The 16,250-nt window shown below is 61.4% G+C and carries 12 protein-coding genes; 4 read left to right on the top strand and 8 right to left on the bottom strand.

What is annotated here, in order from left to right:
- Positions 1-34: 34 nt before the first annotated feature.
- From araD1 to araD, 3 genes are all read left to right on the top strand, one after another.
- Positions 35-1,033 carry an AraD1 family protein gene (gene araD1, locus EX00_RS09215; RefSeq protein WP_047456540.1) on the top strand — a complete coding sequence of 333 codons (999 nt, stop codon included), beginning with the start codon at positions 35-37 and terminating at the stop codon, positions 1,031-1,033.
- Positions 1,034-1,099: 66 nt separating this feature from the next.
- Positions 1,100-2,533, top strand: a complete 1,434-nt coding sequence (locus EX00_RS09210; RefSeq protein ID WP_047456538.1) for an aldehyde dehydrogenase family protein — start codon at positions 1,100-1,102, stop codon at positions 2,531-2,533.
- Positions 2,534-2,596: 63 nt separating this feature from the next.
- Positions 2,597-4,342, top strand: coding sequence for an L-arabinonate dehydratase (gene araD, locus EX00_RS09205; RefSeq protein ID WP_047456536.1), 1,746 nt, complete (start codon positions 2,597-2,599; stop codon positions 4,340-4,342).
- Positions 4,343-4,446: 104 nt separating this feature from the next.
- On the opposite strand, the gene EX00_RS09200 is transcribed toward araD, so the two are convergent.
- The 4 genes from EX00_RS09200 to EX00_RS09185 form a co-directional block, all read right to left on the bottom strand.
- A complete protein-coding gene (locus EX00_RS09200; protein ID WP_047456533.1) occupies positions 4,447-6,300 on the bottom strand; it encodes an ABC transporter ATP-binding protein in 1,854 nt (617 codons plus the stop codon).
- A 156-nt stretch (positions 6,301-6,456) separates the two neighbouring features.
- Positions 6,457-7,275 carry a transglutaminase family protein gene (locus tag EX00_RS09195; RefSeq protein WP_047456531.1) on the bottom strand — a complete coding sequence of 273 codons (819 nt, stop codon included), beginning with the start codon at positions 7,273-7,275 and terminating at the stop codon, positions 6,457-6,459.
- Positions 7,276-7,287: 12 nt separating this feature from the next.
- Positions 7,288-8,229, bottom strand: coding sequence for an alpha-E domain-containing protein (locus EX00_RS09190; protein WP_047456529.1), 942 nt, complete (start codon positions 8,227-8,229; stop codon positions 7,288-7,290).
- A gap of 7 nt (positions 8,230-8,236) precedes the next feature.
- Complete coding sequence (locus tag EX00_RS09185) at positions 8,237-9,646, bottom strand: circularly permuted type 2 ATP-grasp protein (protein WP_047457636.1); 1,410 nt, start codon at positions 9,644-9,646, stop codon at positions 8,237-8,239.
- 399 nt (positions 9,647-10,045) lie between these two features.
- Here EX00_RS09185 and EX00_RS09180 point away from each other — a divergent pair, with 399 nt between their 5' ends.
- Complete coding sequence (locus EX00_RS09180) at positions 10,046-10,939, top strand: DMT family transporter (protein WP_047456527.1); 894 nt, start codon at positions 10,046-10,048, stop codon at positions 10,937-10,939.
- A gap of 27 nt (positions 10,940-10,966) precedes the next feature.
- Here the strand turns inward: EX00_RS09180 and EX00_RS09175 are convergent, their stop codons facing one another.
- The 4 genes from EX00_RS09175 to EX00_RS09160 form a co-directional block, all read right to left on the bottom strand.
- Positions 10,967-11,845, bottom strand: coding sequence for a DMT family transporter (locus tag EX00_RS09175; RefSeq protein ID WP_047456525.1), 879 nt, complete (start codon positions 11,843-11,845; stop codon positions 10,967-10,969).
- A 261-nt stretch (positions 11,846-12,106) separates the two neighbouring features.
- Positions 12,107-13,771 (bottom strand): DEAD/DEAH box helicase, encoded by a 1,665-nt coding sequence (locus EX00_RS09170; RefSeq protein WP_080761221.1) that lies wholly within the window; start codon positions 13,769-13,771, stop codon positions 12,107-12,109.
- Positions 13,772-14,080: 309 nt separating this feature from the next.
- Positions 14,081-14,404, bottom strand: a complete 324-nt coding sequence (locus EX00_RS09165; RefSeq protein ID WP_047456522.1) for a hypothetical protein — start codon at positions 14,402-14,404, stop codon at positions 14,081-14,083.
- 144 nt (positions 14,405-14,548) lie between these two features.
- Positions 14,549-16,135, bottom strand: coding sequence for a trimethylamine methyltransferase family protein (locus tag EX00_RS09160; RefSeq protein WP_047456519.1), 1,587 nt, complete (start codon positions 16,133-16,135; stop codon positions 14,549-14,551).
- Positions 16,136-16,250 lie beyond the last annotated feature (115 nt).

The following is a 16,250-nucleotide window of genomic DNA, read 5'->3' as shown; positions in this document are numbered from 1 at the left end:
ATCCAGCCTCTGTCTATTAGGAAAGGATGAAACTATGCTGATTTCCCAGATCAAGGGTTCGAATGGCGAGATCATTGTCGCTGTCCGTAACGGGCCTGGCGATGCTGCCAAGGCTGTCGTCAATGCAGCCAGCGTCTATGCACTGGCAATGGAAGCCGCCGATAGTGGCAAGTCGCTCGCCTCCGTTATCGAGGTACATGGCCTCGGCGAGGCGATCGATCTGGAAAAAGCCTATGCCGACGGTCGTTTCCTGTCGCCGATCACCCATCCGGACGCCGCTCATCTGCATCTGACCGGCACTGGCCTCACGCATCTCGGCTCCGCCGCGACCCGCGATTCCATGCACAAGAAGACGACGGAAGCAGCTGAAGAGACGCTCACCGACTCCATGAAGATGTTCAAGATGGGCATCGAAGGCGGCAAGCCCAAGGACGGCGAGAAGGGCGTACAGCCCGAGTGGTTCTACAAGGGCAACGGCTATGGCGCGGCAGCTCCGGGCGCGGCACTCGTTTCTCCGTCCTTCGCGCTTGATGGCGGCGAAGAGCCCGAAATGGCCGGCATCTATGTCATCGCCAAGGACGGCACGCCGTTTCGCATCGGCTTTGCGCTCTCGAATGAATTTTCCGATCACGTCACCGAGCGGATCAACTATCTCTATCTCGCCCATTCCAAGCTGCGTCCGGCAAGCTTCGGTCCGGAAATCCGCATCGGCGTTGCGCCGGAGGATATTCGCGGCTCTTCGCGTATCAAGCGCGGCGACAAGGTAATCTTCGAAAAGCCGTTCCTCTCGGGCGAGGCGAACATGTCGCATACCTTCGCCAATCTCGAATATCATCACTTCAAGTACGATCTGTTCCGCGCTCCCGGCGACGTGCATGTTCATATGTTCGGCACGGCGACACTGTCTTTCGCCGAGGGCATCAAGCCGGAAGCGGGCGATGTCTTTGAGATCGAAGTCGCCGAATTCGGTTTGCCGCTGCGCAATCCGCTTGCCGTCGCCGCCGAGGAAGCCGTGGCGGTTCGCCAGCTCTAATCCGTCGAGGCCGGCTGCCCGTGTGTGGCCGGCCATGTCCACGAAGATACAGGAAGGCATGAAGCCATGACCATTCATCAGAATCTGATCGCCGGCGAATGGACCGGTACGACCGGCGCCGAAAACATCAATCCGTCTGACACCAACGAGGTTGTCGGCCTCTACGCCAGCGCCAGCGTTCAGGACGTTGCCGATGCCATCGCCGCCGCCAAGGCCGCGTTTCCGGCATGGTCGCGCTCCGGCATTCTCGAGCGTCATTCGATCCTGAAGAAGACCAGCGACGAGATCCTTGCCCGTAAGGACGAACTCGGCGCGCTGCTTGCCCGCGAAGAGGGCAAGACGCTGCCCGAGGCGATCGGCGAGACCATCCGCGCCGCGCAGATCTTCGATTTCTTTGCCGGCGAGGCCCTGCGCCTTGCAGGCGAAGTGCTGCCCTCCGTGCGCCCGAACATCGGCGTCGAGATCACCCGCGAGCCGCTCGGCGTCATCGGCATCATCACGCCCTGGAACTTCCCGATCGCCATCCCGGCCTGGAAGATCGCTCCGGCGCTTTGCTATGGCAACACCATCGTCTTCAAGCCCGCCGATCTCGTCCCCGGCTGCTCCTGGGCGATCGTCGATATCCTTCACCGCGCAGGCCTGCCGAAGGGCGTGCTGAATCTCGTCATGGGCAAGGGCTCGGTCGTCGGCCAGGCGATGCTCGACAGCCCGGTCCTGTCCGGCATCACCTTCACCGGTTCGGTCGGCACCGGCAAACGCGTGGCGCTGTCCTCCGTCGAGCATGGCCGCAAGTATCAGCTGGAAATGGGCGGCAAGAACCCGATGGTTGTTCTTGACGATGCGGATCTGACGGTTGCCGTCGAGGCGGCCGCCAACTCCGCCTTCTTCTCGACCGGTCAGCGTTGCACCGCGTCGTCGCGCCTGATCGTTACCGAAGGCATCCACGACAAGTTTGTGGCTGCGCTCACGGAGAAGCTGAAGACGCTGAACGTCGATAACGCCACCAAGGCCGGTACCCATATCGGTCCGGTCGTCGACGCCAAGCAGTTGAAGACTGATACGGACTATATCGAGATCGGTAAGCAGGAAGGCGCCAAGCTCGCTTTCGGCGGCGAACTGATCAGCCGCGAGACGCCCGGCTTCTACTTGCAGCCGACGCTGTTCACCGAAGCCACGAACCAGATGCGCATCAGCCGCGAAGAGATCTTCGGGCCGGTCGCCTCGGTCATCCGGGTAAAGAACTATGAAGAGGCGCTTGCTGTCGCCAACGACACGCCGTTCGGCCTGTCTTCCGGCATCGCCACCACCAGCCTGAAGCATGCGACGCATTTCAAGCGCAACGCCGAAGCCGGCATGGTGATGGTCAACCTGCCGACGGCGGGCGTCGATTTCCATGTGCCGTTCGGCGGCCGCAAGGGCTCGTCCTTCGGTTCGCGCGAGCAGGGCAAATATGCCGCCGAGTTCTTCACCACGGTCAAGACGGCTTACACGCTGGCCTGACCATCGATTTCAAGGTCCGGGTTCGTACGAGGCGGCCCGGACGACGCAAAAGGTAGTGAGATTATGAAGAAGAAAGCTGAATGGCCGCGCCAACTGCGTTCTTATGACTGGTTCGGCGGGACCGGCAAGAACGCGATCATGCACCGCTCGTGGATGAAGAACCAGGGCCTGCCGGCCGACACCTTCGACGGCCGTCCGATCATCGGCATCTGTAACACCTGGTCGGAGCTGACGCCCTGCAACGCGCATCTGCGCGACCTTGCCGAGCGCGTGAAGCGCGGTGTTTATGAAGCCGGTGGTTTCCCGGTCGAATTCCCGGTGTTCTCGGTCGGCGAAAGCACGCTGCGCCCGACTGCGATGATGTTCCGCAACCTGGCGGCCATGGACGTCGAAGAGGCGATCCGCGGCAATCCGGTCGATGGCGTCGTGCTGCTCGGCGGCTGCGACAAGACCACGCCGAGCCTTTTGATGGGTGCTGCCTCGGTCGATATCCCGGTCATTCTGGTGTCCGGCGGCCCGATGCTCAACGGTAAGTGGCGCGGCAAGGATGTCGGCTCCGGCACGGCGGTCTGGCAGTTCTCCGAAATGGTCAAGTCCGGCGAGATGTCGCTGGAAGAGTTCATGGACGCGGAGCAGGGCATGGCCCGCTCGGCCGGTAGCTGTATGACCATGGGTACGGCCTCGACCATGGCGTCGATGGCCGAAGCGCTCGGCATGACCCTGCCGGGCAACGCCGCTATTCCTGCGGTCGATGCCCGTCGCCGCGTCATCTCGCAGCTCTCCGGTCGCCGTATCGTCGACATGGTCAAGGAAGACCTGAAGCCTTCCGACATTCTGACCAAGGAAGCCTTCGAAAACGCCATTCGCGTCAATGGCGCCGTCGGCGGTTCGACCAATGCCGTGCTGCATCTTCTGGCACTTGCCGGCCGCATCGGTGTCGATCTCTCGCTTGACGACTGGGATCGCCTCGGCCGCGAAGTTCCGACCATCGTCAACCTGCAGCCTTCCGGCAAGCATCTGATGGAAGAGTTCTACTATGCCGGCGGCCTGCCGGTCGTCATCAAGGCGGTCGGTGATATGGGCCTGCTGCACAAGGATGCGATCACCGTCACCGGCGAAAGCATCTGGGATGGCGTCAAGGATGTCGTCAACTACAATGACGACGTCATTCTTCCGCGCGAAAAGGCGCTGACGCAGTCGGGTGGCATCGCGGTTCTGCGCGGTAACCTGGCTCCGAAGGGTGCCGTGCTGAAACCATCCGCCGCCTCGCCGCATCTGATGCAGCACAAGGGCCGCGCCGTCGTCTTTGAAAGCATCGAGGACTACCACGCCCGCATCAACCGCGACGATCTCGACATCGACGAGAACTGCATCATGGTGCTGAAATACTGCGGCCCGAAGGGTTATCCAGGCATGGCCGAAGTCGGCAACATGGGCTTGCCGCCGAAGGTGCTGAAGAAGGGCATCACTGACATGATCCGCATCTCCGATGCACGCATGTCCGGCACGGCCTACGGCACCGTCATCCTGCACACCGCGCCTGAAGCCGCCGATGGCGGACCTTTGGCGCTGGTTCAGAACGGCGACATGATCTCGGTCGACGTGCCGGCCCGCACGATCCAGCTGGAGATCTCGGATGAGGAAATGGCGAAGCGCCGCGCTGCCTGGGTTTCCCCGGTCAAGCCGCTCGCCGGTGGCTACGGCGGCCTCTACGTCAAGACCGTCATGCAGGCCGATACCGGCGCCGACCTGGACTTCCTGGTTGGCGCGCGCGGCTCGGAAATCCCGAACAATCGCGACAGCCACTGAGATTGCTATTTGGAATTGGAAAGGGGCGGGACGCAAGTTCCGCCCCTTTTTGTTTGTGGAGTGGTTGCGGTCGCACAACTTATAGTTCTATGGCAAGCGCATAACTAACCAATTTCTTCAGGGATAAAGCCGCCTGTCTGGCGTTTCCACAGGCGGGCAAACAGGCCATCCTGTTCGACCAGTTCGTCTGGCCTGCCTTCTTCCAGGACACGACCCTGATCAATCACGATTATCCGGTCCAGCATGGCAATGGTCGAAAGGCGATGTGCGATGGCGATCACCGTCTTTCCCTCCATCACCAGGTTGAGTTTTTCCTGGATGGCGGCCTCGGATTCGCTGTCGAGGGCGGAGGTCGCCTCGTCGAGCACGAGGATGGGCGCGTCTTTCAGCAAAACGCGGGCGATCGCTACGCGCTGCCGCTGACCACCGGAAAGCTTGATGCCGCGGTCGCCGACGAAGGCGTCATAGCCTTTGCGGCCTTCGCCGTCCGCAAGATCGGCGATGAAGCCATCGGCTTTTGCCGTCTTCGCGGCCTGTTCGATCTCGTCCTGTGTCGCCTCCGGTCGTCCGTAACGGATGTTGTCGCCTACCGAACGGTGCAATAGCGCGACGTCCTGCGCGATGACTCCAATGTTGCGGCGAAGGCTTGCCTGCGTGATCTCGCGGATGTCCTGTCCATCGATGAGGATCGCGCCGTCCTTGATATCGTAGAAGCGCAGCAGCAGGCTCACCAGCGTCGTCTTGCCAGCTCCCGAGAGGCCAACCAGCCCCACTTTCTCGCCGGGCCGAACCGTCAGCGACAGATTATCTATGACAGGCTTCCCGGACTTGTATGCAAAGCGGACGTCCTGGAAACGAATTTCGCCGCTGTTGACTGCGAGGCTCGCCGCGTCAGGCTGATCCGTGATGGTGGGCGGCGTCGTCATCACGGGCATTGCGTCTTTGATGGTCCCAATCGCCTGAAAGATCTGCTGGCCCATCTGCAGGAAGGTGAAGATTTGCGTGGAGAGCCGCTGGAGGATGTAAACGGCACCGACGAACTCGCCGACCGTGAGGAAGCCGTTGACGAGGCCTGAAAAGCCGATCGACAGCATCACCAGCCAGAGCATCGTGTTGAGGAGCACGACAATCAGTTCCGAGGTGCGATAGATGCGCTGTTCCCCGTGCTGCGTCTGTATGGCCTTTCCGATGATGCGGCGGATGGCGCCGGCTTCGCTGTCTTCGGCGGCGAACTGCTTGATCATCTGCATATTGGTGTAGAGGTCGGTGATGGCGCCGGCCACCAGGCTGCGTTGCTTGGCGGTGCGGCGCGAACGCTCGGCAAAGATCGGCGCCATCTTGACGGTGAGGGCGACATTGAGTGCGATCCAGACCACGACTGGCAAGGCGAGCTGCCATGACAGGCTGGACAGCAGGAATACCGAGCCTATCAGTTGCAGTAGGAAGCGCGGAATGGACTGAAAGGCGGCAATGATCTGCTGCTGGACAGCGGATGACACCTGCTGCAGGCGCGAGGCGACCTGTCCGGCGTAGAGATCATGGAAAAAGGCGAGATCCTGCCGTTCCACCGCCTTGTGCCCCTGCCACTGGATGGCGGCCGGCATGCCGATGCCGAGCGTGTGCGAGGTGAGTGTGTTTAGAAGGAACGAGGCGATTGGCATGGCCGGAAAGATCAGGAGCCCGAGAAAAGCCAGGAGCGGCCATTCGCTGTGCAAGAAGGCTGATGCGCCCTTCTGCGATACGCCATCGACAATGACCGAAAGCCCCCAGATGGTCGTCAGGTTGATGGCCTCCATCGCCATGGACGACAGCGCGAGCGCGATCAACACGCCGCGAAACATAGAGATGAAGTGCAGGAGAACGGCGACCGGCCCCTTCGACGGCAACGGCCGGTAGGGGATATCGAGTGGCCGGATCAAATTTTCGAACGGACGATAGATCGCATCTGAAATCGACATGGCTCGCTCGGGCTCTAAATGGAAAGGAGGGCGAGGACTCAGCTAGCAGGAATAGGATCACCTTCCAGCTGCAATCTCAATCAGAACATCCTCACTCACTATCCAGAAAGCCATGGGAGTCGCCTCGACGCTTCCCCGCAGGTTGAATCTGCCCTATCAGCTCTGGCTTTGGCTCTGCCCCTGGCTCGCCACCGTCACCTTGACGGTCAGGCTTTCGCCTGGTCCACCGACACGCATGCCGGAGACGGGGGCGGCGTCGCGGTAGCAGAGGCCGGTGGCGATGCGGACGTAGCGCTCGTCGGGGCAGACGTCGTTGGCCGGATCGAAGCCGACCCAGCCGAGGCTGGGAACATGCGCTTCGGCCCAGGCGTGGGTCGCGGCCTGCTCGTTCTTGCCTTCCATCATCAGATAGCCGGAGACGTAGCGCGCCGGGATATTCAGCGCGCGGGCGGCGGCGATGAAGATATGGGCGTGGTCCTGGCAGACGCCGCTCTTCTTTTCCAGCGCCTGCTCGGCCGTTGTTTCCGTGTCGCTGGTGCCGGGCCTGTAATCCACCGTCTGATGGATAGCGCTCATTAGCGCGTGCATCCGGCCAAGTTCATTGTCGCCGGAAATGCCACGCAGCAGCTCCTTCGTCAGCTTGCCGGCTTTCGTGCGCGGCGTATCCCGCAGGAAGAGCCAGAGCGGGCCGAAGCCGCTATGCGGGCCGAGAACACCGTTGAGATCCTGTGTTTCGATCTCGCCGGTGGCGACGATCCGGGTCGCATCCTGCTCGCCGTCGAGCGAGACGAGCGTGACGCGGTTGGCGAACTGGTCGTCATATTCGACCTCCGGACGCGCGCCCTCCACCATGAGTTTCCAGTCATGGACCGTCTGGCCGATGCCGGTCAGCGGCGTCAGCCGCAACCGTTGCAGCGAGAACTGCGAGGGTTCGTCGTAGCGGTATTCCGTGATGTGGCTGATCGTCAGTCTCATATTGTCATCCGCTTACTGATAAAACCGGTAGCCGTCGGAGATTTCCGCGCCGAGCTTATTATTGCGCGAAACGAAATCCTCCAGGAATTCGTGCAGGCCCTGATCCATGATGTTCTTGATGGTCAGCTTCTGCAGCAACTCGCAGATGGCGTCGGCGGTATCGTGCGCCGGCAGCCGCTTATTGTACTCCAGTGCCAGGTAGCTGATATTGCTGACGATCTTGTCGTAGCAATAGGCAAGCGAACGCGGCATCTGGCTGTTGAGGATCAGGAAGTCGGCGATATTGGCCGGCTTATACTCAGGATCGTAGGCCCATTTGTAGGCGCGGTGCGCGGAGACCGAACGAAGGATCGATTCCCACTGCGCGTTGTCGAGCGAGGAGCCGACATGCGAGACCGACGGCAGCAGGACGTAATATTTCACGTCCAGGATGCGGGCGGTATTGTCGGCGCGCTCGATGAAGGTGCCGATGCGGGCGAAGTTGTAGAGCTCGTTGCGCAGCATCGAGCCGTGGAAGGCGCCGCGGATCAATCCGGCGCGGCGCTTGATGACGTCGATCGTCTCCGGCAGTTCGGCGGTCTTCAGACGCCTGCCGAGCAATGTCTTCAGCTCGATCCAGCACTCATTGGTCGCCTCCCAAGTCTCACGGGTCAGCGCCGTGCGGACCATGCGGGCATTGTTGCGGCCATATTCAATGCAGGACATCACGCTCGACGGATTGGAGCGATCACGCATCAGATAGTCGATCGCGTCGGCGCCCGTCAGCTTGCCGTGCACCTCGTTATAGGCTTCACGGACGCCGGCGCTTTGCAGCACGCCGTCCCAATCGTCTTCCACCGCCCCGCTGCGCGTCAGCGACATGCGCTGGCCGGCATCGACAAGGCGGGCTATGTTTTCGGCGCGCTCGATGTAACGGAACATCCAGTAGAGGCCATTCGCGGTTCTTCCAAGCATGTCCGTTTCAGTCCTCCAGAACCCAGGTATCTTTGGTGCCGCCGCCTTGGCTGGAATTGACCACCAGCGAGCCTTCCTTCAGTGCCACGCGCGTCAGGCCGCCGGGAATGATCCGCACCTTGTCGGAGACGAGGACATAGGGGCGTAGATCGACATGGCGGGGCGCGATGCCCTTGTTGACGAGGATCGGCACGGTCGACAGCGAAAGGGTCGGCTGCGCGATGTAATTGTTCGGCCTGCTCTTCAGCTTCTCGGCAAAATCCGCCCGCTCCTTCTTCGAGGCGGTTGGTCCCACAAGCATGCCGTAGCCGCCGGAACCATGCACTTCCTTGACGACGAGGTCGGCAAGGTTGTCCAGCACGTATTGCAGGCTGTCCGGCTCGGAACAGCGCCAGGTCGGCACGTTCTCGAGGATCGGCTTGCGGCCGGTATAGAACTCGACGATCTCCGGCATGTAGGAATAGATCGCCTTGTCGTCGGAAATGCCGGTGCCGGGGGCATTGGCGATGGTGATGTGGCCGGCGCGATAGACGTCCATGATGCCGGGAATGCCGAGCGCCGAATCTGAGCGGAAGGTGAGGGGGTCGAGGAAATCGTCGTCGACGCGGCGGTAGAGCACGTCGATCGCCTCATAGCCGCGCGTGGTGCGCATTTTCACCTTGCCGTCGATGACGCGCAGGTCCGAGCCTTCCACCAGCTCCACGCCCATCATGTCGGCGAGGAAGGAATGTTCGTAATAGGCGGAATTGTAGATGCCGGGCGTCAGCACCGCGACGCGTGGCTTGCCGGTGCAGCCGGGCGGGGCGAGCGAGGCAAGGCTCTGGCGCAGCAGCAGCGGATAGTCCTCGACGCGCTGCACCTTGTTCTGGTGGAACAGCTCCGGGAACATCTGCATCATGGTTTCCCGGTTTTCCAGCATGTAGCTAACGCCGGAAGGTGTGCGGGCATTGTCCTCCAGCACGTAAAACTCGTCCTCGCCGGTACGCACGATGTCGGTGCCGACGATGTGGGTATAGACGCCGCCGGGCGGGCGGAAGCCGATCATCTCCGGCAGGAAGGCGTCGTTCTTTTCGATCAGCTCGCGCGGGATGCGGCCGGCGCGGATGATTTCCTGCTTGTGGTAGATGTCGTGGAGGAAGGCGTTGAGGGCGATAACCCGCTGTTCGATGCCCTGGGCGAGCTTGCGCCATTCACGACCGGAAATGATGCGCGGGATGATATCGAAGGGGATGAGCTTTTCGGAGGAGTCCTCGTGTCCGTAAACCGCAAAAGTGATGCCCGTCTTTCGGAAGATGTTTTCCGCGTCGCGGGATTTGGCAATGAGATGGCCTCTGTCCTGGCCGGAGTACCATTCGAAATATTTTTCGTAAGGCGTGCGCGGACTTTCATCCGCGGTAATCATTTCATCAAATGCCAAAGGTGCGGTCCCCATTTTTTTCCATTTGAGTACAACAGTTTTGACAATGCAAGAAGTATGCGCATTTGCGTGCACGATTTTCGAAGCTGTCAAAAATGCCGGATTTCCGGGCATTTTTGATTGTCACGGGGGAAGGTGGCCGACGATTGCCTCTAAGCCGCGATCAAAATTTGAGCATTTGCTTATTCCGCCGTCCGGGTCCGCAGAGGCGCGCCAAATCCCGCTGAGGCCAAGTCGCGGATGCCGAGGTGAAGAAAAATTGATGATTGCGTTCAGCGGATCGATTTTGACGCCCGGATCGCCTTCGGTTATCAGCGGGTGCCCGCTGGGCGCGTGACGTTCCGGTTTCAATTCTGATGCCGGCTCCGGCGTGCGACATCAATGTCAGTCCGAGCTTCCATGTCCCTCGATAAATTCGCGCCGGCCATCTTCGTCTTCCTATGGTCCACGGGCTGGATCGTCGCGAAATATGCGACGATGCATTCGGGCCCGTTCACCTTTCTGGTGATCCGCTACAGCCTGTCCGCGCTCGCTTTCGTGCTGTTTTGCGCGTTTACAGGCGCGAGATGGCCGCGCGATTGGTCGAGCGTCTTTCGCGCCATCTATTCGGGCGTCTTTCTGCACGGGATCTATCTCTGCTGTCTCTGGTGGGCGATCTCCAGGGGCGTGCCTGCGGGGATCGCCGGCATCATCGCGGCCTTGCAGCCTCTGATGACGGCGATGGCCGCGCCCTATCTGGTCGGCGAGCGGTTGCAGCCGGTGCAGCGTCTTGGCCTGCTGCTCGGCTTCATCGGCATCGCGATTGCGATCTCGCCGAAGCTCCTGGGGTCCGATGCCGCCAATCTCTGGCAATCGGCGATCCCGCTCGGCGTCAATCTGTTGGCGATGGTATCGGTGACCTACGGCACGCTCTATCAGAAGCGCCATCTGCAAACTGGCGATCTCAGGACGATCGCGACGCTGCAATATGTCGGCGCCCTGATTGTCACCGTGCCGCTGGCATTGATGTTCGAGGATCTACATTTCGACGGCACGCATGAGGCGATCCTTGCCGTCATCTGGTCGGTCTTCGGCCTGTCGATGGGCGCGGTCGGTCTGTTGCTCTATCTTATCCGGCGAGGGCAGGTGTCGCGCGCCGCATCGCTGATTTACCTGATGCCGCCCGCCGTCGCCATCGAAGCGGCGATTGCCTTCGGCGAGCCGCTGACCCTGCCGATCATCATCGGCACACTGGTGGTGGTGACGGGCGTTTATCTGACCAATCGGCGCACGGCGGATGTGGTGCCGGAATAGGGCACCCGGCGAGGGCTGTTTTCATCGTCATCGGCGGAAAAGCCTGCCATCCATGATGAGCAGACTGGAAACGATCAAAGCCAATCCGGCGAATTCGTAAAGCTCAAGCCTTTCGCCAAGAAAGGCTGCGCCCAGGACGATTGCGCTGGCGGGAACCAGCAGCGTGACGAGGGATGCGTTCGTCGCTCCCGCCGAGGCGATGATGTTGAAATAGAGAATGAAGGCGAATGCCGTCGTGAAGACTGCGAGAACCCCGACAGCCATCCAGATGGAAATGTTCGACGTGACGATGCTTTCGGGCCGGTAGAGAACGAAGACAATCGGCGCCATCAGGATGGTGGAAGCGGTGAGCTGGCCAGTTGCAACGACGGATGGTGTGATCTCCCTGAAGCGTTTGGCATAGACCACGGCAAAGGCATAGGAAATCGCTGCCCCGATTACCGCCAGCTTCGCCCATGTCGGGCCGTCGGCCTGGAATAGAAGGCCCGGGCCGATCATGATCGCCGCTCCGGCGATCCCGAGCCCGACGCCGACGAGCTTGGTTGTCGACAACTTCTCATCCGCCGTCAGCAGGTTTGCCGCCAGGATCGTCCAGAGCGGCGTCGTCGAGTAGAGTACGGAGGCGAGACCTGCGCCGATTTTCGTTTGTCCGGTGAAGATCAGCGAGAACGGAATGACGTTGTTGAGCAAGGCGAGACACAGGAATGAGCCCGGTCTTGCCAAGGCGGGTGCGAATGAAATGCCACGCAACCGCAGCCACAGATGCAGGACAAGTGCGGCGATTGCTACGCGGTAGAGGACCAGCGCCAGGGGCGGAATCTCGGCCACCGCGATACGGGCAAAAAAGAAGGAGCCGCCCCAAAGGCCGCCGAGAAGCAAGAGCTGCCCCCAGTCGCTTGCCGACATCGACGGTGTCAATGCTGTCGTGCGCAATGCTCTGCCCCAATGTTGGGAGTTTTGTGAATGTACCGGCAGTCTACCCGCGCAGAGCCGGATTTAGGCGGAATAACCGTTCAAATGTTCCCGGCTGATCGGGATGAGATTTTCGAGAAATCTCTACGGCTTCGAAATTGTTGCCGTGGCTGTTCGATGCCGGAACTCCACGGTTTCATACAGCCATAAAAAAGGGGGCCAATCGGCCCCCTTCCTCATTCAATCAAGATTCGTTCAAGCGCGTTCGCGACGCTGGCCGCCGTTGCCGGGGCCGCGACGCTGACCGCTGCCGTCCTTGCGCTGTTCGCCCTGGGCGTTCTGGCCACGGTCTTCATGGCGACCCGTGGGGCGGCCGTGAGCGTGGCGGGGACCGCGATGGGCGCCGGCTTCGTTTGCCGCACCATTGTGCTGCGGCTTCTTGGCCGGGCGGAAATCGGACGTCGATGCGAGATCGTTGTCTACTTCCGGACGCGGGGCGCGCTCGTCGCGGCGCTGGCCGCGGAAGTCGGCATTGCGATTGTTTTCGCGCTGCGGACGACGTTCCTGACGTTCGCCGTTTTGGGCACCGGCTTCACCTTCACGATGGGGCCGACGAGCTGGACGGGCGGGGCGGCCTTCGGCACGTCCCTGACCTGCGCCGCCACGACCCTGGCCTTGGCCCTGACCACCACGACCGCCTGCGCGGTTGTTGTTGCCGCGAGCCGGACGGCCACGGTCGGCCGGAGCTTCGCCGCTGGCAACGGCGATATCGATGCCCATCAGGCGCTCGATATCACGCAGCAGGCGGGCTTCGTCGGGGGCGCAGAAGGCGATGGCGATGCCGTCGCGGCCGGCGCGTGCGGTACGGCCGATGCGGTGGACGTAGGCGTCCGGTACTTCCGGCAGGTCGTAGTTGTAGACATGCGTAACGCCAGGGATATCGATGCCGCGAGCGGCGACGTCGGTGGCGACGAGAACGCGGACTTCGCCGTCACGGAAGCCCTTGAGGGCACGTTCGCGCTGACCCTGGCTCTTGTTGCCGTGGATGGAGGCGGCAGCAAAGCCGACGTGTTCGAGATGCTTCATCAGCTTCTCGGCGCCGTGCTTGGTGCGCAGGAAGACCATGGCGCGGCCATCAGGATTGGCGGAAATGTTTTCCTTGAGGATTTCGGTCTTGTGGTTCTGACCGGAAACGAAGTGGACATACTGTTCCACCTTGTCGGCCGCCTTGCCCGGAGGCGAGACTTCGACCTTGACCGGGTTGGTCAGGTATTCGGAAGCGAGATCGGCGATGGTCTTCGGCATGGTGGCCGAGAACAGCATGGTCTGGCGCTTGGCCGGGACCATCTTGGAGATCTTGCGCAGGTCGTGGATGAAGCCGAGGTCGAGCATCTGGTCGGCCTCGTCTAGGACGAGGTAGCTCACCTGGCCGAGCGACAGGGCGCGGCGGCTGATGAGGTCAAGCAGGCGGCCGGGGGTGGCAACGAGAATGTCGGTGCCGCGCTCGAGCTGCAGCTGCTGCTTGTTGATCGAAGCACCACCGACGACGACATTGATCCTCAGCGCCGTCTTGCGGACGAAGAGCTTGAGGTTGTCGGCGATCTGGTTGACCAGTTCGCGGGTGGGGGCGAGGATAAGCGTACGGACGGTGCGGTTGTCGGGGCGCTTGGCATCCTTCAACAGCATTTCGATGATTGGCAGGCCGAAGGCGGCGGTTTTGCCGGTGCCGGTCTGAGCGAGGCCGATGAGATCGCGGCCATTGAGAACAAGCGGGATCGCCTGCGCCTGAATCGGCGTCGGCGTCGTGAAGTTGTTCTGCGACAGCGTATCGACGATCTGCTTGGAGAGACCAAGCGAGTTAAAATCGGTCAATTCAATACCTTTCGGGGGCGCCAAAGCAAATAGGCCGGGTCGCACCATGCGATCCGGTCTGTCTCTGGCGTCAAGAACCCCGCGTGAAGTGGGAACTTGTAAGTTGGAAAAAGCTTTCCAGCGCATCTGACCGCCTTGGGTGCGGTCTCATTTCAAAAGCGCTTTTGTCCTTCTCTTGCGTACATAAAGTCCCGCAGGGCACGCTCACGCGGCGGCCGGAAGGTGAAAGCTGATGCGCATTTGGTCCTATTCGCCGCCAAAGTCAAGGGGTGTGACCGAAAGCTTGTTCGCAGACGCAATAAAAATGCCGCCGGAAGCCCGGCGGCGTCAACAGGTTCATGGATGGGCAGGTGGCTCCTAACGGCAGACCTCTACACGAAACGGCTGGCCCCAGCGGTCGTGACGCCACGACCAGTAGCAGCCGTGGTATGGACGCTCGTAGACCCGCTGATAGACCGGACCATCATAGTAAGCCGGGTAGGTGCGGTAGTAGGCCGGATAGGCGGGGTAGACCGGACGAGTGGCCTCCGCCACAAGGGCGCCGCCCACAAGACCGGCGGCGAGGCCGCCGAAGATTGCGCCGCGCTCGGAAGCGGCGGCAGTGGTGGTCGTTGCGGCGGCGGCGCTGCCGAGTGTCAGCGCGATGAGGCCCGCCGTGGTTATAGTGCGAAGCACAGACATTAAAATTCCTTTCCCAAACAAAAGGCCTCCCAGCCGAAGCCGAGGTTGAAATTGGGTGGGAAACAGGGCGAAGTCGCGGCCAAATGGACGCCTGCCACATTAAATTTTGTTCATGCTGGATGCATGGAGCTCTTTGATTTCGCTTTAGAAATCAGTCGGAACGCCGCCTTCTTCCTTGCGCTTTGCTACGAAGGTATCGAGCTCCTCCTCGATCGCCGGATCGAGTGGCGGACGTTCGTAGTGGGCAAGCGTTTCCTTGAAGATGCGGTTGGCGTGATCATAGGTCGTAGGACGGCCGGCTTCGGACCAGGTCTCGTAATTGCGCCAGTCGGAAAGAATGGGCGAATAGAAGGCAGTCTCATAGCGCGCGAGCGTATGGGCCGTGCCGAAATAGTGGCCGCCGGGGCCGACATCGCGCACGGCATCCAGCGCCAGCGCGTCCTGGCTGACATCCAGAGGGGTCAGGAATTCGGCAACCATTTGCAGCATGTCGACGTCGAGGATGAATTTCTCGAAGCAGGCGGTCAGCCCGCCCTCGCTCCAGCCGGCCGCGTGCAGCACGAAATTGCCGCCGCCCTGGGTCAGTGCCCAGAGCGATAGCGCCGACTCATAGGCGGCCTGCGCGTCCAGCGTATTGGAGGCGTTGGTGTTGGAGGTGCGGTAGGGAATGCCGTAGCGGCGGGCGAGCTGGCCGCCGGCGATCACCGCCTTCATATATTCCGGGGTACCGAAGGCCGGCGCTCCCGTCTTCATGTCGACGTTCGAGGTGAAGCCGCCATACATCACCGGCGCGCCCTTGCGCACCATCTGGCTGAAGGCGATGCCGCAGAGCGCCTCGGCATTTTGCTGCACCAGCGCGCCGGCGATGGTCACCGGCGCCATGGCGCCCGCCAGTGTGAAAGGCGTGATGACCACGACCTGACCCCGCGAGGACATCTCGATGATACCCTGCAGCATTGGCCCGTCGAGGCGCAGCGGGGAGGAGGAGTTGATGATAGTGAAGAGCGATGGCTCGCGCTCCATCTGCTCCATGCTGATGCCGCGGCCGATGCGGGCGATCTCGATCGCGTCGAGATTGCGCTGTCTGCCGAGCGAATAGCAATGAAATGCCTTGTCGGTCAGCTTGACGATATCGGAGAGGCAGTCGAGATGGCGCACCGAGGCGTGAATATCGATGGGCTCGACCGGATAGCCGCCGGTCATGTGGATGATGTCGTAGGATTGGGCAAGCTTGATCAGCTTACGAAAATCCTCCTGGTTGCCGGCCCGCCTGCCGCCCTCGCGATCGGCAACGAAGGGTGCGGAGGCGACCTGGGCAAAGACGAGGTTCCTGCCGCCGATCTGAACGTTCCGGAGCGGGTTGCGGGCATGCAGCGTGAAGGTCGAGGGAACGGAGGCGATCAGCTCCATGATCATGCCGCGATCGAAGCGGACGCGTTCGGTGCCGGGGGTGACGTCCGCGCCAGCCGCCTTCATGCGTTCGCGCGCTTCTGACAGGATGATATCCATGCCGATCTCTTCGAGAATGGTCAGCGACGCCTCGTGAATGTCATCCAGCGTCTCGGGCGACAGAAGCTCGGTGCGCGCGAGATTGTTGACGAGGTTGAGGTATTTCGCGCCGCTTGGTTTGCGGCTGCGTTCGGCTCCCCGGCCTCCGGTCCGGCGGCGGCGCTCGGCCGGCACGGTCGTAGTGTCGGTCGCGTGCACGGCCGTCGTTGCGTCGTCGCTCATCGCTCTTCCTCCGCCATTGTTCTGAGGTGATTCTTGCCAGAGTTCGGTGCCGGATGCTGTCGTCGTTTGCGACCAGGGAGTGACCGTTTTGGGATATTCAGTGGCCTGAACGCGA

The organism is Martinezella rhizogenes (assembly GCF_000799715.1).
Classification (GTDB): domain Bacteria; phylum Pseudomonadota; class Alphaproteobacteria; order Rhizobiales; family Rhizobiaceae; genus Rhizobium; species Rhizobium rhizogenes_C.
This window is presented reverse-complemented; position numbering and strand designations above follow the sequence as displayed.

Excerpts from the sequence above, each read along its gene's own strand:
- EX00_RS09190 (WP_047456529.1), bottom strand. The coding sequence starts at position 8,229 with ATGCTTGGAAGAACCGCGAATGGCCTCTACTGGATGTTCCGTTACATC.
- EX00_RS09165 (WP_047456522.1), bottom strand. The coding sequence starts at position 14,404 with ATGTCTGTGCTTCGCACTATAACCACGGCGGGCCTCATCGCGCTGACA.
- EX00_RS09175 (WP_047456525.1), bottom strand. The coding sequence starts at position 11,845 with ATGTCGGCAAGCGACTGGGGGCAGCTCTTGCTTCTCGGCGGCCTTTGG.
- araD (WP_047456536.1), top strand. The coding sequence starts at position 2,597 with ATGAAGAAGAAAGCTGAATGGCCGCGCCAACTGCGTTCTTATGACTGG.
- EX00_RS09210 (WP_047456538.1), top strand. The coding sequence starts at position 1,100 with ATGACCATTCATCAGAATCTGATCGCCGGCGAATGGACCGGTACGACC.
- araD1 (WP_047456540.1), top strand. The coding sequence starts at position 35 with ATGCTGATTTCCCAGATCAAGGGTTCGAATGGCGAGATCATTGTCGCT.
- EX00_RS09195 (WP_047456531.1), bottom strand. The coding sequence starts at position 7,275 with ATGAGACTGACGATCAGCCACATCACGGAATACCGCTACGACGAACCC.
- EX00_RS09180 (WP_047456527.1), top strand. The coding sequence starts at position 10,046 with ATGTCCCTCGATAAATTCGCGCCGGCCATCTTCGTCTTCCTATGGTCC.
- EX00_RS09200 (WP_047456533.1), bottom strand. The coding sequence starts at position 6,300 with ATGTCGATTTCAGATGCGATCTATCGTCCGTTCGAAAATTTGATCCGG.
- EX00_RS09170 (WP_080761221.1), bottom strand. The coding sequence starts at position 13,771 with ATGGTGCGACCCGGCCTATTTGCTTTGGCGCCCCCGAAAGGTATTGAA.
- EX00_RS09160 (WP_047456519.1), bottom strand. The coding sequence starts at position 16,135 with ATGAGCGACGACGCAACGACGGCCGTGCACGCGACCGACACTACGACC.